The organism is Polynucleobacter necessarius, from assembly GCF_900095185.1.
Classification (GTDB): Bacteria; Pseudomonadota; Gammaproteobacteria; order Burkholderiales; family Burkholderiaceae; genus Polynucleobacter.
On the sequence record NZ_LT606948.1, the window covers coordinates 293,331 to 319,318 of the forward strand.

The window sequence follows — 25,988 nt, forward strand, 5'->3', positions numbered from 1 at the left end:
TTCTCTTTTATTTGCCACGATTAACAACTAAAAGAGCTAAATCTTTTAATGCCTGCGCCGATGATGCGCCAAAACTATCTAAACTAGCGATTGCCTCTTCCTGAAGCTCTTTTGCCTGTTGCTGTGCGTAGTCTAAACCCATCAGGGTTACATAGGTGGGCTTATTCGCGACAGCGTCTTTGCCAGCTGTTTTTCCCAAGGTTTGACTATCAGTGGTCGCGTCCAAAACATCATCCACAATCTGAAAAGCCAATCCTAAGGATTTCGAATAACTATCGAGGCAAGCCATCTGCGCTAAATTGAGTTGTGCTGCGATACCTCCTAATCCTACCGCGCATGACAATAAAGCACCGGTCTTCATTGCATGCATTTGCTTTAAACCGGGAAGATCTAATTTCTTGCCAACACTCTCTAAATCGATTGCTTGCCCGCCAGCCATACCGCGAGAACCTGAGGCGGCCGCTAATAATGTAATCATCTTTAAACGCACGTGCGCATCACAACTAGCATTAACTAGGATTTCAAAGGCGCGTGTTTGTAGGGCATCACCAACTAATAACGCAGTCGCCTCATCAAATGCTTTATGGACAGTTGGTCGACCACGACGCAAATCATCATCATCCATACACGGCAAGTCATCATGCACTAATGAGTAAGCATGTATACATTCAATGGCAACTGCCGCAGCATCTAATGACGCTGTTTTATCAGCCTCAGAAAAATTGCCAAGCTGTCCAGCTGCATAAACCAATAGCGGACGAATCCGCTTACCACCACCTTGTGCTGCATACCGCATTGCCTCATGCAAGCGATGAGGAGTCATTTGTGCGGAATCGAGTAAACGATCTAACGCCAACTCAGTTCGCTCAGAGTGAGAAGTTATCCACTCCTGAACTTGAAAAACGGAGCTCAATTAAGCCTCGAAAACTCGAACTTGTTGTTCAACTTGAGCCAACATTCCTTGGCAATGTTTTAACAAGGCGGCGCCGCGTTGATAGGCCAATAAAGTTTCCTCTAAAGAAAATTTTCCGGATTCCATATCGGAAATGAGCTTTTCAAGCTCCTTTACGGCTTGTTCATAGCGCAGTTTTGGGTCAATTTTGACCTCAAGACCGCACTGCTGAGTATCTGACCTCTTGGCTGGCATAAGCTGTTTTCCTTGGTATCTCCCACATGGATTGCCATACATATTAAAGCGAGAAGCCATTTGGATGGGTATAATCCACCCCTTCCTTTCCAATATCGATCCGTCGATGGTTGGATTGGTTATTGGCTGACGTTTTCGGGGGTGGGGAGAATGACTAATCTGGCTACCGCGCAGAAGCTTGCGCCGTCCAATTTACAACTGCCGGTTTCGGCATATTTTGACGCTGATTTGTATCAGCGGGAAATTGAACTGCTATTTAAGCAAGGTCCTGGCTATGTCGGCCACGCACTCATGGTGCCCGAGATTGGCTCCTATCAAACTATTAGCGCAGAAAACGAGGGTCGCATCCTTGTCCGCAACGGATCGGGAGTAGAGCTACTTTCAAATGTCTGTCGCCATCGTCAAGCCCTGATGCTAAATGGTCGCGGCAAAACAGAACATATTGTTTGCCCGTTACATCGCTGGACATATGACCTGAGCGGTCAATTATTAGGCGCTCCTCATTTTGAGGATAAGCCCTGCTTGAACCTTGGTAAGTCACCACTACAAAATTGGCAAGGATTGCTGTTCGAGGGCTCTCGTGATGTTCGCTCAGAGCTGGCTAAATTAGGTGTAGCAGATGATCTCAAATTTGATGGCTATATGCTCGATCATATTGAGGTACATGATTGCAACTACAACTGGAAAACTTTCATCGAGGTGTATCTCGAAGACTACCACGTTGTTCCGTTTCATCCAGGTTTAGGAAAATTTGTTTCTTGCGAAGATCTCCACTGGGAATTTGGTGATTGGCATAGCGTACAGACCGTTGGCATCCACAGAGAACTTCAAAAGCCAGGCTCACCAACCTATCGCAATTGGCATGAAGCAGTATTACGTCAATTTGACGGCAAAGCTCCGCGCCACGGGGCTATTTGGCTGACCTATTATCCAAATGTCATGGTGGAGTGGTACCCAGGCGTACTCTGCGTATCCACACTTCACCCAATGGGTCCAAATAGAACACGCAATATCATTGAGTTCTACTATCCAGCAGAGATCGCTTTATTTGAACGTGAATTCGTAGAGGCAGAGCGTGCAGCCTATATGGAAACCTGCATTGAGGATGATGAAATTGCCGAGCGTATGGATCAAGGGCGCGCAGCACTATTAGCCCGTGGCGTTAATGAGGTAGGCCCTTATCAAAGTCCAATGGAAGATGGTATGCAGCATTTCCATGAATGGTACCGACGCGTAATGAACTTTGCAGGTACATAATCAGTAACAATTTAAGTAGTTAAAATTTTTCCTCACCACTTAATAGGAAGTAGATATGAGTCCTCTAATCACCGCAAACCAATTAGAAGAAATCATGAATAGTGGCGAAGAGGTTTTGCTCTGCGATTGCCGCTTTGATTTAGTTGATCCCTTGATCGGCAAAAAATCTTATGAAGAAAGTCACCTCCCTGGCGCAATCTATGTCGATCTAGATAAAGATCTCTCCGGAAAAAAAAATGGCTCCAATGGGCGACATCCTCTTCCAAGTCCTGAGGCTTGGGCGCAAACTAAAAAGTGTCTTGGGATGAGCCCCAACACCTTAGTCGTTGCTTACGACAACCAAGACTCCGTCTACGCTAGCCGTTTGTGGTGGATGCTAAAAGCAACGGGCCATGCCAATGTGCGTGTTCTGGATGGTGGTCTTGATGCCTGGCATGGACCGATGGGAACAATTCCGAGGGTGCCTACACCTTGCGCCCAGGCAATTGCTTCAATGCCATATGCAGGACTCGTTCTAGTCGATGAAGTTGTTGAAAACCTCAGCTCTCAAAAATGCAAAGTTTTGGATGCCCGTACAGAAGATCGCTTTCATGGAAAAAATGAAACTTTAGATCCGGTTGGGGGACAGATTCCAGGCGCCACAAATCGCTTCTTTAAAAATAATCTGAGCGCGACTGCCTTTAAAACCCCCGAGCAGTTATTTAAAGAGTTTTCAGATGTCCTTGGGCTAATGAAAGCTTCTGAGATTATTCATCAATGTGGATCTGGAGTAACCGCTTGCCACAACATTCTAGCCATGGAGTTAGCGGGCTTTAAAGGCTCACGCCTTTATGCAGGCAGCTGGAGTGAATGGTGTGCAGATCCTAAAAGGCCGATTAAGCTCTAAGACTCCTTAATCCGTCTCAATGCAACATAGAGAGCAGGACGACAAAACCTACGCCGCATGCTATCAAAAGCGCTTGACGCAAAGATTCTGCCCAATGTGGACGACGATGCATTTGCGGAATGAGATCGCTGACTGCAATATACATAAAACTGCTAGAAGCAATCACTAACAAATATGGCATTGCTGCATGGGCTTTTTCCAAAAAGAAATAAGTCAATACTCCACCTGCAACCGCCGCTAAGCCGCATATGAAGTTGTAAAACAAGGCACGGGCACGCGAAAATCCTGCATTAAGAAGAACAATGAAGTCACCAATCTCCTGAGGGATTTCATGAGCAATGATCGCGATTGCAGTGAAGATACCCACTTGATAGTCAGTCATAAAAGCGGCGGCAATTAAGATGCCATCCACAAAGTTATGAATACCATCGCCTACCAAAATCATCCAACCACTACGACCTGCATTCTCTGCATCATGCCCATGATGATGATGATGGCCATCACCTTCGTGATGATGATCATGGCGCAATAAAGCAATCTTTTCCATAAAGAAAAAGCCCAGCAAGCCAGCCAATAAAGTAGCAAACAGAAGCTGGGAGCTTGTGCCCTCCATGCTGAATGCTTCAGGCAATGAATGTAATAAGGCAGTCGCCAGCAAAATTCCAACTGACAAACTCACCATGTTGTTGACCATCTTGGACAACAAAGCCAATGAGCAGCTAGCGGCTACCAAGACGCTAGCTGTTCCAGCGAAGGCAGTGACTAAAAGAATGCTTTGTAAAACCGACATACAGATTAAGCTACCTCATTTTTCTTAAACCATGCCAAACATTTTTCCCAACCATATTTAGGGTAGGTAGCGCGATAGTCTGCGTGGAATACATGCGGAGCATCTGGATAGACTGCAATCATGGAGGCTTTAGCAGCAGGATTTTTAGGGGCTGCTTGCGCTAACGCTGCTCGCATTTGCTCAACACTCTCTAGAGAAATACCGGTATCAGCGGCACCATATAAACCGAGTACCGGGGCCTTTAAATCTGCGGCAATATCTACGACGGGATGGCGCGGACTGTTTTCAGTCTTCTCGCCAATCACACGACCATACCAATCCACACCAGCTCGCACTTGCGGCAAAGTAGCAGACAACCAAGTAATGCGACCACCCCAACAGAAGCCAGTTATGCCAACGCGCTTAAGGTCGCCACCATTCTTGCCAGCCCAAACTAGGGCAACTTGTAAATCGTTTAGCACTTGTGCGTCTGGAGTTTTGGCCACAATATTTTGCTGAATTTCTGCCACGGTTCCATAAGCATTGGGATCACCAGCATGGGTAAAGAATTCTGGCGCAATTGCCAGGTAACCTAATTTTGCAAAGCGTCTTGTGACATCCGCAATATATTCATGCACACCAAAAATTTCACTCACCACAATCACAATGGGTCAAGAGCCTTTCGCTTTTTCTGGACGTGATACATAAGATGGCATCTGCAAACTGCCAACTGGGATCATTTACTCGCCTGCTTTGAGGCCTTTAAAGTGTGTTTCGGTCGCAGCAGCAATCACAGGTTCTGAGGCTGCCACAAATCCCACGCCAATTGCAGTAGCACTAATTGCCGATGTCTTCATAAAATTGCGTCGACTGTTTTGAATTTCTTTACTCATAACACGTGTCTCCTCGCTTCTCATTTTCATATATTAAACAACTGGAATTTAATGGGCTTCTTCCCAATTATCCCCAATCCCAATACTAACGACTAAAGGAACCTTCAAATCGGCGACATGGCACATTAAATCAGGCAACTTCGCCTGAACCAGCTCGAGTTCATCAAAGAGCACATCAAACACCAATTCATCATGCACCTGGAGGAGCATCTTCGTTTTTAACTGCTCTTTTTCCAGCCAATTCTCCACTGCGATCATGGCTAGCTTGATCAGGTCAGCAGCAGTTCCTTGCATCGGCGCATTAATTGCCGCACGTTCTGCACCTTGGCGACGAGGCCCGTTAGAGCCCTTGATTTCCGGCAACCAAAGGCGGCGACCAAAAACAGTCTCTACATATCCATTTTCTCTCGCCTCAAAACGCGTACGCTCCATGTATTGAGCAACGCCTGGATAGCGATCAAAGTATTTAGCAATATAGTTTTGTGCAGCAGAACGCTCGATGCCTAAGTTACCCGCTAAGCCAAAAGCACTCATGCCATAAATCAAACCGAAGTTAATCACCTTGGCATAACGTCGCTGCTCGGAATTTACCTCATCTAAGGGAATGCCAAAGATCTCAGCTGCAGTCGCCTGGTGAACATCTTTACCTGCCCTAAATGCAGCAAGCAAGTTTTCATCTTCAGCAATATGGGCCATGATGCGTAACTCAATTTGCGAGTAATCTGCTGATAATAATTTACATCCCTCAGCGGGAATAAAAGCCTCCCGAATGCGACGCCCTTCTTCAGTACGCACCGGAATATTTTGTAAGTTTGGATCGCTTGAAGCTAAGCGCCCTGTAACAGCGGTAGCTTGAGAGAAATTAGTATGCACACGCCCCGTTTTGGGATCGGCCATGCGTGGCAACTTTTCAATATAAGTCGACATTAACTTTGCCAAACTTCTATAGTCAAGAATCCGCGCTGGAAGTGGGTAGTCTTCTGCCAGCTTTTGTAAGACTTCCTCATCTGTAGATGGCGCACCTGAGGGTGTCTTTTTGATCACCGGTAGCTCAAGCTGTACAAATAAAATTTCTGCAATTTGCTTGGGCGACTGGATATTAAAAGGTTGTCCTGCTAGTTTATGTATCTCACCTTCCAACTCTAATAGACGTCTACCCACCTGCTGACCTTGCTTAGCCAAAAACGCCGAGTCTATCCGAATGCCATTGCGTTCCATGATGCCCAACACTCGCATAGCTGGCATCTCGACATTCTCATGGATATAGAGAAGTCCAGAACTTTCCTGAATTTGCGGCCATAACTCTAGATGCAGTCGCAGTGTGATGTCAGCATCTTCTGCGGCATATTCTGTAGCTATTTTGAGATCAACCTGATCAAAGCCGATGTGATGAACACCTTTGCCACAAACCTCTTCATAGCGAATCGTTTTCATGCCCAGGTGTCGTTCGGCTAGGCTATCCATATTGTGTGGCATATGCGATTCGAGGACATAGGATTCAAGCAAAGTATCAAACGCAACCCCAGTCAAGCGAATTCCATAGTTGGCAAAAATGTGAGTGTCGTACTTGAGGTTTTGCCCTACCTTTAAATGATTAGTGCTTGCTAACCAGGGTTTTAAGCGCGCAAGAACCAAGTTACGATCAAGTTGCACTTCACCATTACGATGCGCAACTGGGATATAACAAGCCTCACCCGGCTTTACTGACAAAGAGATTCCAACAAGCTCGGCAGCAAGTGCATCAAGACTCGTAGTTTCAGTATCGACTGCGGTTAAAGGCGAAGCTTCAATCTTCGTTAACCACTTCTCCAAAGCGGCTTCATCGACCACGCATTCATAGTGACGCTCAATAGCGCCCTGAGAATCGCGTGTTTCTTGTGATAAATCTTTTGTTGTAGAACTCGCAATGATGCGAGGCTTCTTTTCTCCGTCTATATCAGTTTCAGAAAATGAAATCGGAGTGCCCATTAAATCAAAAGCGGCTCCCTCATCTTGCATCTGTGGGCTTGTAAGCTGCTTCTCCACATCGCGCAACCAGGTCTTAAATGCATAGCGCTCAATTAACTCTCGAAGTAATGGCGCATCTTCTTGCTTTGCATGTAAATCATCTAAGCTTGGTAAATGTGACGATAAATCACAATCAGTTTTTACCGTAATGAGTTGGCGAGCCTGGGGCAACCAACTTAATGTCGCACGCAAATTCTCACCAACAACGCCCTTTACCTTATCCGCATTAGCCATCAAGTTATCGAGGCTACCAAATTCTGTCAGCCATTTATTGGCTGTTTTAGGACCTGCTTTAGGTACGCCTGGCACATTATCTACCGCATCACCGATGATGGATAAATAATCCACAATTAATTCAGGGGGAACGCCAAACTTTTCTTTGACACCATCAATATCTAATTTCTCATTTGTCATCGTATTGATAAGCGTAACGGAAGAATTCACTAATTGCGCCAAATCTTTGTCGCCAGTAGCGATGATCGTCTCCCAACCCGCTTGGATAGCTTGACATGCCAAAGTGCCAATCACATCATCAGCCTCCACTCCCGAAACCATAAGTACCGGCCAACCCAAAGCCTTAACCATGGCATGAATAGGCTCAATCTGCTTGACCAAATCCTCAGGCATAGGGGAGCGATAGGCCTTATATTCAGAGTACATTTCATCGCGGAAGGTTTTGCCCTTGGCATCAAAAACACAGGCGATATGGTCAGCTTTAAGCTCAGACCTAGCCCGACGCATCATATTGACCATGCCATAGATAGCCCCCGTGGGCTCTCCAGCCCCATTTCTGAGGTCTGGCATGGCATGAAAGGCGCGATAAAGGTAGCTTGAGCCGTCTACCAACAAGAGTCTATGTTTAGTCATACCGCAATCGTACAATCTAGTTGTGAATTACCTACCGGTCCGGTTACGGAACCGCTCGAGCGTAGGTTTAAAAAGGTGAAAAAATGCATTATTTAACGAACTTAGTTGGCCGCAGAATGAGTCAAAGCCAAGCCATGAAGGGTGTTTTAGTGGTTTTTGGGCTTTTCGTTGCCACATCAGCACAGTCTCAGAATAACAGCCAAGCCCTTAGCCCAGCTGAATTAAATCGCATTAACAATCAACCCCTTGCCCCAGCGGTCAGCGGAAGTGGTGCAATGAATAACCCCGAACAACGTAAGCCTAACTATCAGTACAAAGATAAAAATGGCACCACTATTAGTGAGTACAGGGATATGAATGCACCAACACAAGTTGATGTGAAAATGCCATACACTAGTTATGAGATGGCACCCCCAACATCAGTCATGCCAGGCCCACCCAAAGAAACTGATCTGATCAGCGTTCCCAGCATTAGCATTCCGCTGAGATAAAAACTGTTTATTGCAACCAGTTTATGGCCGTATTTACCCCAATCGAGCTTGAGGATATCTCCACATGGATTACTCAAGACTTTGATATCGGCCAAGCAACTGAAATTCGCGGCATTCATGGTGGCATTGAGAATTCCAATTTTTTCTTAGACACTATTCAAGATGGTAAGCAGCAAGAGTATGTCTTAACTATTTTCGACAGACTGTCCGCACAGCAACTCCCTTTTTATTTGGAGTTAATGTGTCATCTGGCAAACAAAGACATTCCAGTTCCCAAGCCTATTGCAAACCATCAAGGCGAAATACTTTTTAGCCTCAAGGGCAAGCCAGCCACGATTGTCACTAAACTGCCAGGGCGCTCCAGGCTTGAGCCGGATGCTAATCATTGCGCACTTGTTGGTGACAAGCTGGCCAAAATGCACTTGGCTGGAAAAGACTATCCTCATTCGCAAGAAAATCTTCGCAGTCTTGGGTGGTGGCAAAAAACAATTCCTTCCGTATTACCCCACCTCAGGACCTCACAGAGAGAGTTAATTACTCATGAGCTTAAGACTCAAGAGAATTTCTTTTCCTCAGCTGCTTATGATGGGCTCCCTCAAGGCGCAAGTCATTGCGATCTTTTTCGCGACAATGTTTTGTTTGATGTCAACGAATCAAATGGGGTTTCACAGGATCATTTAGGCGGCTTCTTTGATTTTTACTTTGCCGGTACTGATAAATGGTTATTTGATGTTGCTGTCACCGCAAATGATTGGTGCCTTTCCAGTGATAAACAGGATTTCGATCCAGCACGTTTAGATGCCTTTCTTAAGGCATATCAAGCAGTGCGTCCTTTTACCAAGGAAGAACAAGCGTGTTGGCCACTCATGCTTCGCGCTGCAGCTTTGCGTTTTTGGGTTTCCAGATTATGGGATTTCCATATGCCACGGGATGCGCAGATGCTAACCCCACATGACCCCACCCACTTTGAACACATCTTATTGAGCCGTCGATCTCTATGAAACTGAATTCCGTAGCGCCTAAAGAGGGTTACACCTGGATAAGACAAGGCATTTGGCTTTTTAAGCACAATCCTCTGGGCTTCTTAATGCTCGTATTTATGTATATATTCGCCGCACAACTGGGAGTCATCATTCCAGTCATTGGCGTATTCGTAGTTCTATTGCTAAATCCAACGCTCTCCGTTGGATTTATGACGGCCTGTCGCGAAGCGATACAAAAGGAACACATTAGACCGATGGTCTACTTAATTGCACTGCAATCTAGCTCGGTTGTGCGAAAAAGAATTCTGCAGTTAGGTTTGGTATACGCAGGCATGATCTTACTAATGAGCTTTATCCTAAGCCTCTTAGTAGACTTTGAATTACTTCTGCCATTAATGACGAGTGATAAACCCATCACTCCCGAAGCACTGCGACAGGTGTACCTCATCCTCTTTTTCGGTGCAATGCTTTATGTGCCTATTGCTATGGTGATGTGGTTCTCACCAGTCCTAATCGCTTGGGCTGATATGTCAGTCGCTCAGGCCCTTTTTTCTAGCTGTTTAGCCTTCTGGACGAACAAAGCTGCATTCTTTTACTACCTCTCTATTTGGAGCGTCATTTTGATCGCCATTCCTTTAATGATCGGAATGATCTTTGATGCGATGAATTTAGGTCAAGCCGCCTCATTCATTATTGCTCCCATATCCATGGTGGCTCTTACTATCATGCACTGCTCTGTCTATGCTGCTTGGAAGGCTTGCTTTGCCGAAGACGAAGTTGTATTGGATGCCTAGTTAATCAATTGCTGCCAGCTTGGCAATGCTGAGTTACAGCCATTTAATGGCATGACGCTTGAAATTGACTGATGCTCTAGCATCAGCATCAACACCTTCTAACACTGTCACTTGACCCTCACCAAACTTAGTATGAAATACATTCTGCCCAATTTTGAATAGGTAGCTACCTCGCGGGGGCGACGCTAAACGCTTTACTTCCATTGAAGCAGAGCCTACTCGTTTAGCAGGTCTTTGATGTTCGGAACCAGACTCAAAAAAAGTCATTGGACTCATCATCGCGCTGACGGGTATAGCCATCTTGCCAAGTTACGCCTGCTCTTAAATTACCGCCTCCCCAGCGCGCATCCCTTACCTTAGGAGTAAGCCACTTCACTAAGTCTGAGGGCGGCTCCTCTAAGAATCGAGATGGCATGTTGTAACGAACTTGGCCATGTAACATGCGTGATTGAGTATGCGACAGGTATCGGCGTTCTTTGGCTCGAGTGATGGCGACATACATGAGACGCCGCTCTTCCTCGAGGCCGTTCTGCTCATTCACGCTATCCTCATGAGGAAACAATCCCTCTTCAAGACCGGTAATACATACCGAGGTGAACTCTAGACCCTTTGCAGAGTGCACTGTCATCAATTGCACTGCATCTTGCCCCGCTTGGGCCTGATTATCTCCAGCCTCGAGTGAAGCATGCGATAAAAAAGCAGCTAAAGGTGAAATCTCAATATCGCCCGGAGCATTTTCGCCTGGCAACATTGCTGCTGCGTCTTGGCCGTACCCTTCCTCTGCAATGAAGGCAGTTGCAGCATTAATCAATTCTTGTAAGTTTTCCACGCGATCTTGCCATTCGCGCTCTGACAAGTAATAATGAATCACAAACTCAACCGTTTCTGGGAGGGTATTGTGACGAGTAGCCTCACGCATGTGATCTACTAAGCGCACAAATCCACTCAGTGCCGCACCCGCTTACCCTCTAAAGTAGATGCTGCCAAATAGAGAGAACACTGTTGCGCTCTAGCAGCATCTTGTAATGCTTCAATTGATCTTGCTCCGATTCCGCGAGTGGGGAAATGAACCACCCGAGAAAATGAAGTACATAGAGACGCATGTTTTCTACATCAGCGCCGCGGACAGCATAAATACTTTGATCATCGTCACCCACTGCAAATACCGAACCACTACCCATACCGCTCACATTGATGCGACTAGCATCATACCCTGATAACAACTTCAACCAGGCACATTGCAAAGCAATAGTATCTTGAATCTTATCAATCAAGATGTGACGAAAACGCTCTTGGTAGTGCGTACGAATCGCTTCACTGTGTTTCAGTAATTCGTAACTACGCAATAAAAGCTCGGCAAAATCAACTACACCCTCACGCTGACACTGCTCATCGTAAGCCGCATAAAGTTGTGCCATCTTGGCCTGAAAGTCATCACCTATCGATAAATCTTTTGCCCGCTGTCCGCGCGCTTTGGCATGCGCAATGAAAGACTGCAATTGCTTTGCGAGATACTTTTGATCATCTACCTTTAGACCCTTTAAAAGTCGCTTTATGGCAGATAATTGATCTTGTGTATCCAGAATTTGAAATATAGAGGGCAACCCAGCCTCTTTGTGGTGCGCTCTCAATAAGCGATTACAGAGGCCATGAAAAGTGCCAATCCACATGCCACGAGTATTCGTTGGCAGCATGGCACTTAGGCGTAACAGCATCTCCTTGGCGGCCTGATTGGTGAATGTGACTGCTAAGACGCCAATAGGGGATACCTGACCAGTCTGAATCAACCAGGCTATACGGGGGTAAAGACGCGGGTTTTACCGCTCCCCCCGCCCCTGCCAAAATCAAGGCAGACTGGGCTTGGCCATTTTCATTAACAGGCGGAAGGGTCACTGCCTCGCGCTGTTCTGGATTGAGGTGCGCGAGCAAGTCTGAGTACATCGGCCCAATTATAATTAACCTCTTATGCCAAACGCCTCAAATACCCCTAATTCACCAGCGATCAGCTCAGCGGACGCGCTCGCCAAATCCTACGAACCAGCCCCGATAGAGGCCTATTGGGGTCCTGAGTGGGAGCGCCGAGGCATTGCTGATGCCACCATGGATGAAAGCAAGGGGAATTTTTCTATTCAACTTCCACCACCTAATGTGACAGGCACCCTCCACATGGGTCATGCGTTTAACCAAACTATCATGGATAGCTTGGTTCGCCACGCCCGCATGTCTGGCAAAAATACTTTGTGGGTGCCAGGCACAGATCACGCTGGTATCGCCACTCAAATCGTGGTTGAGCGTCAACTCGATGCGCAAAAAATTTCTCGTCATGACTTAGGTCGTGGAAAGTTTTTAGAAAAAGTATGGGAGTGGAAAGAGACTTCTGGCAATACGATTACCAGACAAATGCGTCGTCTTGGCGCATCGATCGATTGGGGTACAGAATATTTCACTATGGACAGTAAGATGTCCAAAGCCGTGGTTGAAGTTTTTGTGCGCTTGCACGAGCAAGGTTTAATTTATCGCGGCAAGCGCTTAGTCAACTGGGATCCAGTACTCGGTACTGCAGTTTCAGACTTAGAAGTTGTGAGCGAAGAAGAGGATGGCTCGATGTGGCACATCCGCTATCCATTAACCGATGGCTCTGGCCATTTGACTGTTGCCACTACACGCCCTGAAACCTTATTTGGTGACGTCGCCGTCATGGTAAACCCAGAAGATGAGCGCTACAGATACCTCATTGGCAAGTCCGTCAACTTGCCCTTATGTAACCGTCACATCCCGATCATTGCAGATGACTATGTAGATTTGAACTGTGGTACTGGCGTTGTGAAAGTAACTCCTGCTCACGACTTTAATGACTATGCAGTAGGTCAACGTCATCAGTTACCCATGATCAATATTCTGACTTTGGATGCCAAAATAAATGAAAATGCTCCAGCCGCTTATCAAGGTATGGAACGTTTTGCCGCTCGCAAGCAAGTGGTTACGGATCTCGATGCTGCAGGTTTATTAGAAAAAGTTCAGCCGCACAAATTAATGGTGCCTCGTGGTGATCGCACTCAAACCATCATTGAACCAATGCTCACAGATCAATGGTTTGTAGCGATGTCCAAGCTAAGTCCAGATAATAAGTATCAACCTGGTTCCTCAATCGCAGGCGCAGCATTAGATGCGGTAACAAAAGGCGACATTAAGCTCGTTCCAGCAAACTGGATCAGTACCTACACTCAGTGGTTAGAAAATATTCAGGATTGGTGTATCTCTCGCCAACTCTGGTGGGGCCATCAAATTCCCGCTTGGTACGGAGATGACGGTCAGATCTTTGTTGCTCGATCCGAAGAGGAAGCCAGGAGTAATGCAGCAGCAGTAGGTTACTCAGGCAATCTTACCCGAGACCCAGACGTTCTGGACACCTGGTTTAGCTCCGCACTGGTTCCCTTTAGCTCCCTAGGTTGGCCAGAGGAAATGCCTGCCTTAAATCACTTCCTACCCTCATCTGTTTTAGTAACTGGATTTGACATCATCTTCTTCTGGGTAGCTCGTATGGTCATGATGACCTGCCACTTCACAGGAAGAGTACCATTCCATACGGTTTATGTTCATGGCTTGGTCAGAGATGCTGAAGGCGAAAAGATGAGCAAATCTAAAGGTAATACTCTGGATCCGATTGATCTCATTGACGGCATTCAGATTGATGAGCTTGTAGGCAAAAGAACAACTGGCCTCATGAATCTCAAACAAGCTGAGAGCATTAGAAAAAAAACAAAAAAAGAATTTCCAGAAGGTATTCTGGCATTTGGTGCTGACGCCTTGCGCTTTACTTTTGCGTCCCTAGCTTCGCTCGGGCGCAATATCAATTTTGATCAAAAACGTTGTGAAGGCTATCGTAATTTCTGCAACAAGCTTTGGAATGGATCGCGCTTTGTTTTGATGAACTGCCCTGGTGGCGATGAAGATAATGGTTTTGCCCCATGCGATAATCAATGCGGACCAGATGGCTACCTCGATTTTTCACCTGCAGATAAGTGGATCGTTTCACAACTCCAAAGAACTGAGGCTGAAGTTGCAAAAGGTTTTAAAGCGTATCGCTTTGACAATATCGCAAGCAGTATTTACCAGTTTGTCTGGGACGAGTATTGCGATTGGTATCTTGAGCTTGCCAAAGTGCAATTACAAACTGGTACGCCAGCACAACAACGCGCTACCCGTCGGACCCTGTTGCGTGTTTTGGAAACGATATTGCGCATGGCGCATCCATTGATCCCATTTATTACCGAGACACTTTGGCAAACCGTAGGACCCAAGTCTGGGAAAGAGCTAGCAAAGCAAAGCAAACAAAGCATTGCACTGCAGCCCTACCCTACTGCGCAACTTGAGAAGATTGATGAAAAAAGTGAAGCTTGGGTTACACAGATCAAAGCAATTGTGGATGCTTGTCGTAATTTGCGTGGGGAGATGCAAGTCCCTCCAGGTCAAAAAGTGCCCCTCTGGATTTGTGGGCCGCAAGTCTTCTTGGAAAAAGCCACCCCTTACCTCATGGCGCTTGCTAAGCTAACTGAAGTCAAAATCTACAACGACGAGTCTGCTCTAGAAAAAGATGCTCCTGGAGCACCAATCGCGCTAGTTGGAGATATCAAACTACTCCTGAAGATTGAAGTTGACGTTGCTGCTGAGCGTATTCGTCTAGGCAAAGCAATTGAGCGCCTCGCCAATGAAATGAATAAAGCTAAGGGCAAATTAACCAATGAGAGCTTTGTAGCTCGTGCCCCAGCCGAGGTGGTAACTCAAGAAAAACAACGTCTTGCAGGTTTTGAGAAAAACCATCAGAAGCTTGTTGCACAATTAGAGCGTCTGAAATAAACCGTAGCCTTACACAGCGATTGGAAGTGAAATGCCACTACGTACTAGAGCAGTGACTCAAGCAGTTTTCCCAGTAGCGGGTTTAGGAACACGCTTTTTGCCAGCCACCAAAGCCAGCCCAAAAGAGATGCTCAATGTGGTTGATAAGCCGCTGATTCAGTACGCTGTTGAAGAAGCGATTGCAGCCGGCATTACAGAGATGATTTTCGTAACCGGTCGTAGCAAACGTGCTATTGAAGATCACTTCGATAAAGCTTATGAGCTGGAAGCTGAATTAGAGGCAAAAAATAAACAAGCTCTTCTCGAGATTGTGCGTAGTGTTAAACCCAGTCATGTCGACTGCGTCTATGTTCGCCAACCTGAAGCATTGGGTTTGGGTCATGCCGTCTTGTGCGCTGAAAAATTAGTTCGTGATAAGCCATTTGCTGTCATTTTGGCTGACGACCTCTTGGATGGTCAGCCTCCTGTACTGAAGCAAATGCTGACAGTATTTGAAGAGCAGAATGGGTCAGTGCTCGCAGTTGAAAACATTGATCCAGCTAAAAGTAGCTCTTATGGCATTGTTTCGGGATCTGAGGTTTCTCAAGGGATTTATCGCCTAGATGGAATCGTAGAAAAACCGCAACCCAAAGATGCGCCGTCGAACCTTGCTGTTGTCGGACGCTATGTTCTCTCATCTGATATCTTTACCCATATTCGTAATCTCAAGCCAGGCACTGGCGGGGAGATTCAACTGACTGATGCAATCGCCTCTTTGTTGAAAGAGGAGGCCGTTTTTGCATATGAGTACGATGGTGTGCGCTATGACTGCGGCAGCAAATTGGGATATCTCAAGGCCTCAGTAGAGTTTGCCTTGCGTCACCCAGAAGTCTCCACAGACTTTGCAGCCTACTTAAAGAGCCGCTCCTTAACTTAAATCTTTCTAGCAGGTATTAAAAAGGCAGAGATCAGTCTCTGCCTTTTGATTTTGAGCAAAAGTATTTGCCGTTATCTACGCTTCATAAAGAAAACCAACACATCACCCTCTGTGGTGCTCGCCAGCAACTCATTGCCTGTCTGCTTGGCAAATGCTGGGAAATCGTGAGTAGCACCAGCATCTGTGGCTTTGATCTTTAGTACATCGCCAGACTGCATAGTAGCCAACGCTTTTTTGGTCCGCAAAATAGGCAAGGGGCAGTTCATGCCAATAGCATCAACTTCCGCATTAAATGCAATATTCACAGTATCACTCATTTGTGAGCCACCCAATCTTTTACGCTTGCTAATGCAGCGCCTAATTTACTTGCATCAGTACCGCCAGCCATAGCCATTTCGGGCTTACCGCCTCCTTTGCCGCCTACTTGCTGAGCCACAAAGTTCACGAGATCACCTGCTTTTACCTTAGCAATAGCGTCGGCAGTCACTCCGGCGATCAAGTGGACTTTATGGCCTTGTACAGATGCCAACACAATCGCTGCAGTTTTCAACTTGGCCTTGAGCGCATCCATAGTTTCACGAAGTACGCCAGCATCTGCGCCATCAAGACGCGCAGCAAGAACTTTGAGGCCGTTTACCTCAATCGCTTGCCCAGCTAGCTCATCGCCCTGGCTTGCAGCTAACTTCGAATTTACCTTCTCTAATTCGCGCTCAGCTTGACGTAGATTTTCTTGTAGTTGGGCAACGCGATTTACCAAATCCCCGGGATGGGTTTTAAGAATACTTGCAGCCTCATTAATCTTATCTTCCAAGCCTTGCAAGAAATGCAGTGCATTATTACCTGTGACTGCCTCAACGCGACGAATACCGGCAGCAACACCGCCTTCTGAAACAATCTTCAAACTTCCAATATCGCCGGTACGGGCAACATGAGTGCCACCACACAGCTCTTTCGAGCTACCAATCTCTAAAACGCGTACCTCTTCGCCGTACTTTTCGCCGAAGAGCATTATTGCGCCAGTTTTTTGAGCGTCATCCAATGACATCACTTTGCCTGAGGTTGCAGTGTTTTCCAAGATCTCTTGATTAACGATGTCTTCAATACGGCGAATTTGTTGAGCCGTAATCGGGGCGTTATGCGTAAAGTCAAAACGGGTTTTTGTTGCATCAACTAAAGATCCCTTTTGCTGCACATGGTCACCCAACACTTCGCGTAATGCTTTATGCAAGATATGGGTTGCACTATGGTTACGCATCGTATCGCTTCTTTGTTGAGCATCAACTAGGGCATTCAGAGAATCACCCACCCTAATCTCACCTTCAAGGACTTCGCCCTGATGGCCAAATACGTCGGCCTGAATCTTGAAGGCATCCTCTACGGCAAAGCGGACGCTTTCGTTACGAAGCTCACCCTTGTCGCCGACCTGGCCACCGGATTCAGCATAGAAAGGAGTATTGTCTAAAACAATAACTACTGCATCGCCCGCTTTAACCGACTGCACAGCGGAACCATCCACATAGAGTGCGGTTACCTTGGCACCCTCATGTTTTAGAGTGTCATACCCATGGAACTGGGTAGGTTTACCTTTGTATTCCAGTCCCTGTGCTACTTTGAACTTACCAGCTGCTCTCGCTTGGTCGCGCTGCTTTTGCATCGCCACCTCAAACCCACCCGCATCGACAGAAACACCCCGCTCACGACAAACGTCAGCAGTCAAGTCTAAGGGGAAGCCAAAGGTATCATGCAGACGGAACGCTGTTTCACCGTCCACTACTTTTGCACCACCAGCTAAGGCGCCATCTAAAATTTCCATGCCATTGGCAATCGTTTGGAAAAAGCGCTCTTCTTCTTGCTTAATGATTGCGCTAACTTTGTCTTGTGCAGCACGCAATTCTGGATAAGCATCACCCATCTCTTTCACAAGTGCAGGCACCAGTTGATAGAAGAATGGCTTGCGCGCACCCAGCTTATAGCCATGACGAATCGCACGCCGTGCTATGCGACGCAGCACATAGCCACGTCCAGCATTACCAGGAATCACACCATCTACAACAATAAAACTACATGCCCGAATATGGTCAGCAATTACCTTTAATGAAGGGCTATCAGCATCACAGTTTTCACCTCCGGCTGCATCAACCGCATCCTTTGCCGCCTTGAGGAGATTGACAAAGAGGTCGATTTCATAATTGGAGTGTACGTGCCGCAAAACTGCGGCAATTCTCTCGAGACCCATACCAGTATCAACGCTAGGTTTAGATAGCGGATGCATCACACCCGCTTCATCACGATTGAACTGCATAAACACGTTATTCCAAATTTCGATAAAACGATCACCGTCCTCATCCGGACTGCCTGGGGGGCCGCCAGCAATATGTTCGCCGTGGTCATAAAAAATTTCAGTGCAAGGGCCGCAGGGGCCTGTATCGCCCATCATCCAAAAATTATCAGAGACATAGCGCGCACCTTTGTTATCACCAATACGAATGATGCGATCGGCTGGAACACCTATTTGCTTATTCCAAATCTCATAAGCCTCGTCATCTTCGGCATATACGGTAACTAAGAGCTTTTCCTTTGGCAACATGAATACCTGCGTTAATAAATCCCAGGCAAATTGAATCGCCTCTTTTTTGAAATAGTCTCCAAAAGAGAAATTTCCCAGCATTTCAAAAAAAGTATGGTGACGAGCCGTGTAACCGACGTTATCCAAGTCATTGTGCTTACCCCCCGCTCGGATGCACTTTTGGGCAGTCGTCGCACGGTGATAGGGGCGCTTATCAAAGCCTAAAAATACGTCCTTGAATTGGTTCATACCTGCATTGGTAAATAGCAGGGTAGGATCATCACCCGGCACTACAGGGCTGGAGGAGACGATTTGGTGGCCATTTTGGGCAAAGAAATCCAGGTAAGTCTGGCGAATTTGGGAGACTTTCATAACAATAATTATCGCATTGGCACTAGCCTAGGGCAAACGCTAGGTCATAAGGCCCAAACCTGCCTTACAATTCGACGACATCAATAAAAATTGGCAGGTAAGTCGACAACAGGGAGAGCATCTTGAAAATTCGCAATCAACGGGATTTTGGGGCTGGGGTCATGTACATAGTCATCGGCGCCTTCTTTGCCATCGTGGCAACCCAATATCCAATGGGAACTGCCGCCAAAATGGGTCCAGGCTATTTTCCCTTCTATTTAGGCATCTTGATGTTCCTCTTGGGCGTCTTGGTAACTATGAAGGCCTTTGGTGCAAAAGCAGCCATTGCATCTATCCCTAAATTTAATTGGCGCATCATGGCGCAAATAACTGGTGCAGTAGTTCTCTATGGCCTCTTACTTCCGCATCTGGGCTTCTTGATTGCTGTAGTGGTTTTGGTTTTTGTTGCCGCTAGCACCAGCAAAGAATTTACTTGGAAAGGCACTCTTATTAATGCGGCCTTTTTGGTGACCTTTACTTATTCAGTATTTGCGTTGGGATTGAAACTTCAGTTCCCGCTTCTGCCTGTATTTCTACAACAATAACAAACCGGGACTTTGAAAAATGGATTTATTCACAAACCTAGCTCTCGGTTTTGATACCGCGTTCACACTCCAGAATCTTCTGTACTGCCTGATTGGCTGTATCTTAGGTACCTTAATTGGTGTTTTGCCTGGCCTGGGACCAATCGTCACAATTGCAATGCTGTTACCTGCGACCTATGCGTTACCTCCAATCGCCGCCTTAATTATGTTGGCTGGTATTTACTACGGCTCACAGTACGGCGGATCAACCACAGCAATTCTTCTCAATATTCCGGGAGAGACGTCCTCGGTCGTAACCGCAATCGATGGATACCAAATGGCTCGTAATGGGCGTGCTGGTGTTGCACTCTTCACCGCTGGTATGGGCTCTTTCTTTGCAGGCTGCGTAGCGACTTTGGTATTGGCTGCTTTTGCAGCACCCCTCTCTCAACTAGCCTTTCAGTTTGGCCCAGCAGAGTATTTCTCGCTGATGGTCTTGGGCTTGATCGGTGCGGTTGTGTTGGCCTCTGGCTCTTTAATCAAAGCGATCGGCATGATCATCCTAGGGCTCTTGATTGGCTTGATTGGCACCGATGTGAACTCTGGCGTTTCACGCTATGCATTCGATATTCCCGAGTTGAGCGACGGTATTGGCTTCGTAGCCGTTGCCATGGGCGTCTTCGGATTTGCCGAAATTATGGGCAACCTGGAGAAATCCGGTGATGATGAGGGATTCCTCAACACACTCACCAGCATGGTTCCCACTAAAAATGACGTTAAACGCATGATTCCCTCAATTTTGCGTGGCACCACCATTGGTTCCATTCTGGGTATCTTGCCAGGAGGCGGTGCTGCTCTGGCAGCCTTCGGCGCCTATTCTGTCGAGAAAAAATCCTCCAAGTACAGCCATGAATTTGGCAAAGGTGCAATTGAAGGGGTTGCTGGTCCTGAAGCAGCAAACAATGCTGCTGCACAAACCTCATTCATTCCATTGCTAACATTAGGCATTCCACCAAATGCGGTAATGGCCTTGATGGTTGGTGCGATGACTATTCATAACATTCAACCAGGCCCACAAGTAATGACCAGTAACCCAGCATTGTTCTGGGGTCTAATCGCCTCTATGTGGATAGGTAACATGATGTTGATTCTCCTGAACTTGCCACTCATCGGCATCTGGGTGAAGCTCTTGAAGATTCCGTATCGTTTTCTCTACCCAGCAATTTTGGTGTTCTGCTGTATCGGTGTTTACACGGTGAATAACACCGTGTTTGACGTATATGTCACTGCAGGCTTTGGCTTGATTGGCTACCTATTCTTCAAACTGGGTTGCGAACCCCCTCCATTACTCTTGGGTTTCGTTCTTGGACCCATGATGGAAGAGAACTTCCGCCGTGCCTTATTGCTATCTCGGGGCGACTTTACAACCTTTGTAACCCGCCCACTCTCCTTAGGTTTGCTGATTGCCGCAGCCCTCTTAGTTGTGATCGTGGTATTACCAGCAGTGAAGCAGCCTCGTGAAGAGGTTTTCGTCGAGGATTAATTCCCGCTCCTCTCGAAAAAAGAGCCCGCCGCAGTAGTTTGCAGGCTTTTTCTTTATGGACTGAGGTTTTCTCTACAATGTGGCTATGTCTCAAGATAGCAAACCATTCAAAGCCAATACCAGCGCAGTTACCGAGCCATCTAATTTCTTGCGTCAGATCATCGATCACGATTTAGCCAGTGGGGCTTTTTCACAACGTACAAATTTAGCAGGCGAAGCGATCCCATCGATCATTACGCGTTTCCCACCTGAACCAAATGGCTATCTGCATATTGGTCATGCCAAAAGTATTTGCTTGAATTTTGGCTTGGCTGCTGATTACAACAATCAATCAGGAGGGGCGCGCTGCAATATGCGCCTGGATGACACTAATCCAGTCACAGAAGATATTGAATACGCTGACAGTATTTTGGATGCGGTGAAGTGGTTAGGATTTGATTGGGGCACCCATCTTTATCATGCCAGCGACTACTTCGACAAACTTTATGAGTTTGCTGAGATCCTGATTCAGAATAGCAAGGCCTATGTTGATAGTCAAAGCGCCGATGACATTCACTCAAATCGCGGTCACTTCGGCCAAGCAGGAATAAATAGCCCTTATCGCGACCGCAGCCCAGAAGAAAATCTGCAGCTATTTCGAGAGATGCGTGATGCTAAATTTAAAGATGGTGAACATGTTCTTCGCTTGAAGATTGATATGGCACACCCCAATATCGTGATGCGTGATCCTGTGGTTTATCGCATTCGCCATACTGATCATCATCGCACTGGCAGTAAGTGGTGCATATACCCTTTATATGACTTCACACACTGCATCTCTGATGCCCTAGAAAACGTCTCTCACTCCATCTGTACTCTGGAGTTTGAGAACAATCGTCCACTTTATGACTGGATAGTAAATTCACTTAAAGAATTAGGCGTCTTCAAAGACCCCGTGCCACATCAATATGAATTTGCTCGTCTAAATCTAACCTACACCATCACCAGCAAACGCAAACTTCTGCAGTTAGTTGAAGAAAAGCATGTTGAGGGCTGGGATGATCCAAGAATGCCAACGATGGTTGGCATTCGCCGACGTGGCTATACACCAGAGAGTATTCGCTTATTCTGCGAGCGCATTGGCGTTTCTAAGGCCGATAGCTGGATTGATATGAGGACCTTAGATCAAGCGCTCCGAGATGATCTGGAGCTTCGCGCTCCTCGTGCTACCGCAGTACTTAAACCACTCAAACTAGTTGTGCAAAACTTTGATGCCTCTACAAGCGAATCCTGCTCTGCACCTCGCCATCCTAATCATCCAGAATGGGGTAATCGAGAATTCCATTTCACACGCGAGTTATGGATTGAAGCCGATGACTTTATGCAAGAGCCTGGAAAGGGCTTCTTCCGACTATACCCACCGATTGGCGATCAACCCGGTAGTCGTGTGCGCTTGTGCCATGGCTTTGTGGTGGAATGCACTGGTTTTGAGACTGATCCACAGGGAACTGTCACTCAAGTCAAGGTGATCTACTTTCCAGATAGCAAAAGCGGTACGCCTGGCTCTAATAACTATAAGGTTAAAGGCAATATCCATTGGATCAGCGCTGCGGATGCTATTCCGGCTGAAGTACGTTTATACGACCACCTCTTTACCGATCCACATCCAGACAGCGGCGATAAGAATTTCTTGGACACCATTAATCCTGACTCCAAGCAAACCATTTCTACCTACCTAGAATCCTGCATGAAGGATGTCAAATCTGAAGATCGTTTTCAATTTGAACGCCATGGTTATTTTATTGCAGACATGAATGATTCCAAGCCTGGCAAACCCGTATTTAATCGTACGGTTGGTCTCAAGAATTCTTGGAAATAGTTTTCAAAAAATGTCCTACGCTTGGATAGCGTAGTGGCGTTTTGAGTTCTTGTAAGCGGGTGCTCGTGACCCTGCGAGATTCGCGCATAAATGACCACAGCATAGGACTCACCATTTTCTGCAACTCACTAGCGGGTAAGCGCTTGGGTCTTTCCAAGCCAAAAGCATCAGCGATCTCATTAAAGTAATCACCCATTTTGGTTTCACCACCATCGCAAGCATTAATGATGCGCTGGGGCTTGCCGTGATAAACAGCCCCACAAATTAGCCGCGCCAAGTCATCGCTGTGAATATGATTGGAATAGGCATCTTCCTCTGGCACTAGGGCAGGGGTTTGCGCATGAAGACGATCTATCGGGAGGCGATTGGCAGCATAAATTCCAGGCACTCGCAAAATGGTTAATACAATACCGTGGGCTGGTGCCCATAATCGAAGTACACACTCAGCATCTACCCGTCTTTTAGCGCGGTCACTCTCTGGATTGACTAGGGTTGTCTCGCTTACTTTAGCGCCTCGCTGATCACCATAAACACCCGTAGTACTGATATAAATGAGGCGCCTGACGGTATTAGAGCCTTGGGCTAAAATTCGAATTAGGTTGCGGGTTCGGCAATCACGATTTTCACTATTTTGAGGCGGCGCCAAATGAATAACAGTTTGCGCTAGACCATCAAGACGCCATAGAGATTCTGGATGATCTAGATTACCCAAAATGGGAATTGCGCCAACCTCCCTCAACTCCTGAAAGCGATTTTGTTGAGAAGTCAGAGCAAAAACACGATGGCCTCGAACAAGCCTGGTAGCTACGCGACGTCCGATATCTCCACAACCAATGATCAGGACTGAAGGTTTACCAAAAGATTGCATAAGTAACATCGTAACGACTTATTAAAAGGAATGAGAGTGTCTTATCAAGTCACGCTCAAAACGAGCGGCAAACCATTTACTATGAATCTAGACGAAACGCTTCTGGAAGGCCGCCCTACGTCAAGGAATTAACCTACCCTATGGCTGTAAAAATAGGGCCTGTGACTCTTTCAAGGATAAAGTTTTAGAAGGTCAAGTGAGTCATGGTCAGCATAGCGATAGCGCTCTTAGTAAGACCAGTGAAACGGCTGGGAGCATTTTGTTTTGCTGCTCCCATCCCCAATCGGACCTCCTCATTGAGGCCCGGGAAGTCCAAGGTGCAGGCAGATATTGCTATTCGTAAGATCCCGCGCCGAGTCAACACCATCAGCAAACCCAGTGATGCTGTAGCGATTCTAAAGCTCCAGCTACCTGCCGCTGAACGCTTCCAGTTTTTAGCGGGGCAGTTCTTCTCAAAGATGGTCAGCGTCGCGCTTACTCCATTGCTAACGCACCAGCTCAAGAGGAGGGCCCCTTGAGCTGCATATCCGCCATCTTCCAGGTGGTTTATTTACGGATTTTGTCTTCGGGACAGTCACTCCCGCCTTAAAAGAAAAAGATATTCTTCATTTTGAGGGGCCCCTAGGCAGCTTCTTTTTAAGAGAAGGCTCCAAAAAACCGATTCTGTTTGTTGTCGCAGGTACAGGCTTTGCCCCCATCAAATCCATCATCGAATAAATGCAAGCAAAGAAAATGGCACAACCTATGCACTTATATTGGGGTGGAAGACGTCCCAGTGATTTGTATTTAGATGAACCATTCAAATCTTGGAGAAAAAGAAGTGCCAGACTTTAAATACACCCCTGTGATTTCGGCTGCCTTAGTGGAAGACAGCCGTCTAGGGCGCACTGGTTTTGTCCATCAGCCGTCATGGTAGACCACCCCAATATACAGGATTTCCAGGTATACCCCTGCGGGGCTCCGGTAATGGTTAATACCGCCGAAACGGCTTTTCATCTAAATGTCATCTCCCTGAAGAAGAATTCTTTGCGAACTCCTTTACCAGCGCGGCTGATTTAGCCACAGTCTAAGAACAGTAAAAGTCGATTTAGCGAGATAATACAAACTTAACCTCACCAACCTATCACCCTAAACCAGCATGAATAAGTCAATCCAGCCCATTGATACCCATTCAGTTATGTTTATCACCCCTCGTCCTGAGGTGATCATGGTTAAAGGTAAAGGCTCATGGCTAAGTGATAATAATGGCAAACGCTATTTAGATTTCTTACAGGGTTGGGCTGTGAATTGCTTGGGTCATTGCAATCCAGGCATGATTGAGGCGCTCAACACTCAAGCAAAGCAGCTAATCAATCCTAGCCCAGCGTTTTACAACGAACCTATGGTTGGCCTATCTAATTTACTGACAGAAAATAGTTGTTTTGACAAAGTCTTTTTTGCAAATAGCGGTGCAGAAGCTAACGAGGGTGCGATCAAGCTTGCCCGCAAGTGGGGGCAACTGAACAAAGCTGGCGCCTTTGAAATCATTACCTTTGATCACAGCTTTCATGGTCGCACCTTGGCCACCATGAGCGCCTCTGGAAAACCAAACTGGGATACGATGTTCGCCCCTCAGGTGGCAGGATTTCCTAAAGCAGATTTAAACGATTTAGAGTCTGTGCAAAGGCTAGTGACCGATAAAACCGTGGCAGTCATGCTAGAGCCAGTTCAAGGCGAAGGTGGCGTTATACCAACTACCCATGAATTTATTCGTGAACTACGCAAGTTCACCAAAAAAAACAATATTCTATTGATTGCCGATGAAGTGCAAGCAGGTTGCGGTCGTACTGGAACACTCTTTGCTTACCAAAACTACGGTATCGAGCCTGACATCATGACCTTGGGTAAAGGAATTGGTGGTGGTGTTCCGTTGGCAGCGCTACTGGCAACGAATGAAGTTGCTTGCTTTGTGCCTGGTGATCAAGGCGGCACCTATAACGGCAATCCATTAATGGCTGCTGTAGGGATCAGCGTGATTGAACAATTACTTGCCCCTGGATTTTTGGAAAATGTAAAAGCCAAAGGGGCATTGCTCAAATCCGAGTTACTCAAACTGGCTGCAGAATTTAATTTAGAGGGTGAACGTGGTGAAGGCTTGTTACGTGCCCTCATGCTGGGTAAAGATATTGGCCCAAAACTGGTTGAACTTGCGCGAGATCGCAACCCTGAAGGTTTGCTGATTAACTCACCAAGACCAAATTTACTCCGTTTTATGCCCGCTTTAAATGTCTCTGATGAAGAAATTCTTCAGACGAGCAGCATGTTGCGTGAGCTGCTTAAAGAAGTTGCTTAAGAGTCTTCAGCTCTGCCTT

The 25,988-nt window shown here is 46.6% G+C and carries 21 protein-coding genes and 2 pseudogenes; 12 read left to right on the forward strand and 11 right to left on the reverse strand.

What is annotated here, in order from left to right; translation table 11 throughout:
• Positions 1-7 precede the first annotated feature (7 nt).
• Both DXE31_RS01870 and xseB read right to left on the reverse strand, forming a co-directional pair.
• A complete protein-coding gene (locus DXE31_RS01870; RefSeq protein ID WP_114697613.1) occupies positions 8-913 on the reverse strand; it encodes a polyprenyl synthetase family protein in 906 nt (301 codons plus the stop codon).
• Positions 914-1,147: an exodeoxyribonuclease VII small subunit gene (gene xseB, locus DXE31_RS01875; RefSeq protein WP_114698619.1), complete on the reverse strand. Its 234-nt coding sequence runs from the start codon at positions 1,145-1,147 to the stop codon at positions 914-916.
• Positions 1,148-1,297: 150 nt separating this feature from the next.
• On the opposite strand from xseB, the gene DXE31_RS01880 reads away from it, so the two are divergent.
• A complete protein-coding gene (locus DXE31_RS01880; protein WP_114697614.1) occupies positions 1,298-2,404 on the forward strand; it encodes an aromatic ring-hydroxylating oxygenase subunit alpha in 1,107 nt (368 codons plus the stop codon).
• Between the two features lie 55 nt (positions 2,405-2,459).
• Positions 2,460-3,290 carry a sulfurtransferase gene (locus DXE31_RS01885; RefSeq protein WP_114697615.1) on the forward strand — a complete coding sequence of 277 codons (831 nt, stop codon included), beginning with the start codon at positions 2,460-2,462 and terminating at the stop codon, positions 3,288-3,290.
• Positions 3,291-3,306: 16 nt separating this feature from the next.
• Here DXE31_RS01885 and DXE31_RS01890 read toward each other — a convergent pair whose 3' ends face one another.
• From DXE31_RS01890 to polA, 4 genes are all read right to left on the reverse strand, one after another.
• Positions 3,307-4,080 (reverse strand): ZIP family metal transporter, encoded by a 774-nt coding sequence (locus tag DXE31_RS01890; protein WP_114697616.1) that lies wholly within the window; start codon positions 4,078-4,080, stop codon positions 3,307-3,309.
• A 5-nt stretch (positions 4,081-4,085) separates the two neighbouring features.
• Positions 4,086-4,724: a dienelactone hydrolase family protein gene (locus tag DXE31_RS01895; RefSeq protein ID WP_331851976.1), complete on the reverse strand. Its 639-nt coding sequence runs from the start codon at positions 4,722-4,724 to the stop codon at positions 4,086-4,088.
• A gap of 75 nt (positions 4,725-4,799) precedes the next feature.
• Positions 4,800-4,952, reverse strand: a complete 153-nt coding sequence (locus DXE31_RS10940; protein ID WP_231969285.1) for a twin-arginine translocation signal domain-containing protein — start codon at positions 4,950-4,952, stop codon at positions 4,800-4,802.
• A gap of 48 nt (positions 4,953-5,000) precedes the next feature.
• Complete coding sequence (polA, locus tag DXE31_RS01900; RefSeq protein ID WP_114697617.1) at positions 5,001-7,826, reverse strand: DNA polymerase I; 2,826 nt, start codon at positions 7,824-7,826, stop codon at positions 5,001-5,003.
• Positions 7,827-7,942: 116 nt separating this feature from the next.
• Here polA and DXE31_RS01905 point away from each other — a divergent pair, with 116 nt between their 5' ends.
• Genes DXE31_RS01905 through DXE31_RS01915 form a run of 3 tightly spaced genes read left to right on the forward strand, consistent with a single transcriptional unit; the run spans position 7,943 to position 10,094 of the window.
• The gene (locus DXE31_RS01905; RefSeq protein ID WP_231969287.1) at positions 7,943-8,317 is read left to right on the forward strand and encodes a hypothetical protein; all 375 of its coding nucleotides are present in this window, start codon (positions 7,943-7,945) and stop codon (positions 8,315-8,317) included.
• A 23-nt stretch (positions 8,318-8,340) separates the two neighbouring features.
• Positions 8,341-9,318, forward strand: a complete 978-nt coding sequence (locus DXE31_RS01910) for a homoserine kinase (RefSeq protein WP_114697619.1) — start codon at positions 8,341-8,343, stop codon at positions 9,316-9,318.
• Entirely contained in the window at positions 9,315-10,094 is a 780-nt protein-coding gene (locus DXE31_RS01915) for a BPSS1780 family membrane protein (protein WP_114697620.1), read from the forward strand. The genes DXE31_RS01910 and DXE31_RS01915 overlap by 4 nt, the downstream gene beginning before the upstream one ends.
• Positions 10,095-10,127: 33 nt before the next feature.
• On the opposite strand, the gene DXE31_RS12295 is transcribed toward DXE31_RS01915, so the two are convergent.
• Together DXE31_RS12295 and DXE31_RS01925 are read right to left on the reverse strand one after the other, a co-directional pair.
• The gene (locus DXE31_RS12295) at positions 10,128-10,361 is read right to left on the reverse strand and encodes a hypothetical protein (protein WP_114697621.1); all 234 of its coding nucleotides are present in this window, start codon (positions 10,359-10,361) and stop codon (positions 10,128-10,130) included.
• Positions 10,348-12,035 (reverse strand): annotated as a pseudogene (locus DXE31_RS01925) (UvrD-helicase domain-containing protein). Before DXE31_RS01925 ends, DXE31_RS12295 begins: the two are co-directional and overlap by 14 nt.
• Positions 12,036-12,059: 24 nt before the next feature.
• On the opposite strand from DXE31_RS01925, the gene DXE31_RS01930 reads away from it, so the two are divergent.
• Together DXE31_RS01930 and galU are read left to right on the forward strand one after the other, a co-directional pair.
• Positions 12,060-14,951, forward strand: a complete 2,892-nt coding sequence (locus tag DXE31_RS01930) for a valine--tRNA ligase (protein ID WP_114697622.1) — start codon at positions 12,060-12,062, stop codon at positions 14,949-14,951.
• Positions 14,952-14,982: 31 nt separating this feature from the next.
• A complete protein-coding gene (gene galU / locus DXE31_RS01935) occupies positions 14,983-15,867 on the forward strand; it encodes a UTP--glucose-1-phosphate uridylyltransferase GalU (RefSeq protein WP_114697623.1) in 885 nt (294 codons plus the stop codon).
• 71 nt (positions 15,868-15,938) lie between these two features.
• Here the strand turns inward: galU and DXE31_RS01940 are convergent, their stop codons facing one another.
• Both DXE31_RS01940 and alaS read right to left on the reverse strand, forming a co-directional pair.
• Positions 15,939-16,184, reverse strand: coding sequence for a sulfurtransferase TusA family protein (locus DXE31_RS01940; protein WP_415077795.1), 246 nt, complete (start codon positions 16,182-16,184; stop codon positions 15,939-15,941).
• Positions 16,181-18,805 (reverse strand): alanine--tRNA ligase, encoded by a 2,625-nt coding sequence (alaS, locus tag DXE31_RS01945; RefSeq protein ID WP_114697624.1) that lies wholly within the window; start codon positions 18,803-18,805, stop codon positions 16,181-16,183. The genes DXE31_RS01940 and alaS overlap by 4 nt, the downstream gene beginning before the upstream one ends.
• Before the next feature lie 122 nt (positions 18,806-18,927).
• Between alaS and DXE31_RS01950 the strand changes: the two genes are divergently transcribed.
• From DXE31_RS01950 to DXE31_RS01960, 3 genes are all read left to right on the forward strand, one after another.
• A complete protein-coding gene (locus tag DXE31_RS01950; RefSeq protein ID WP_114697625.1) occupies positions 18,928-19,389 on the forward strand; it encodes a tripartite tricarboxylate transporter TctB family protein in 462 nt (153 codons plus the stop codon).
• Positions 19,390-19,408: 19 nt separating this feature from the next.
• The gene (locus DXE31_RS01955; RefSeq protein ID WP_114697626.1) at positions 19,409-20,911 is read left to right on the forward strand and encodes a tripartite tricarboxylate transporter permease; all 1,503 of its coding nucleotides are present in this window, start codon (positions 19,409-19,411) and stop codon (positions 20,909-20,911) included.
• 85 nt (positions 20,912-20,996) lie between these two features.
• Complete coding sequence (locus DXE31_RS01960; RefSeq protein ID WP_114698621.1) at positions 20,997-22,769, forward strand: glutamine--tRNA ligase/YqeY domain fusion protein; 1,773 nt, start codon at positions 20,997-20,999, stop codon at positions 22,767-22,769.
• Here the strand turns inward: DXE31_RS01960 and DXE31_RS01965 are convergent.
• Complete coding sequence (locus tag DXE31_RS01965; RefSeq protein WP_231969288.1) at positions 22,750-23,646, reverse strand: SDR family oxidoreductase; 897 nt, start codon at positions 23,644-23,646, stop codon at positions 22,750-22,752. The two genes, DXE31_RS01960 and DXE31_RS01965, sit on opposite strands and share 20 nt — an antisense overlap.
• Before the next feature lie 27 nt (positions 23,647-23,673).
• Here DXE31_RS01965 and DXE31_RS01970 point away from each other — a divergent pair.
• A pseudogene (locus DXE31_RS01970) lies at positions 23,674-24,707 on the forward strand (CDP-6-deoxy-delta-3,4-glucoseen reductase).
• 68 nt (positions 24,708-24,775) lie between these two features.
• Positions 24,776-25,969: an acetylornithine transaminase gene (locus DXE31_RS01975; RefSeq protein WP_114697627.1), complete on the forward strand. Its 1,194-nt coding sequence runs from the start codon at positions 24,776-24,778 to the stop codon at positions 25,967-25,969.
• The last annotated feature ends 19 nt before the right edge of the window (positions 25,970-25,988 follow it).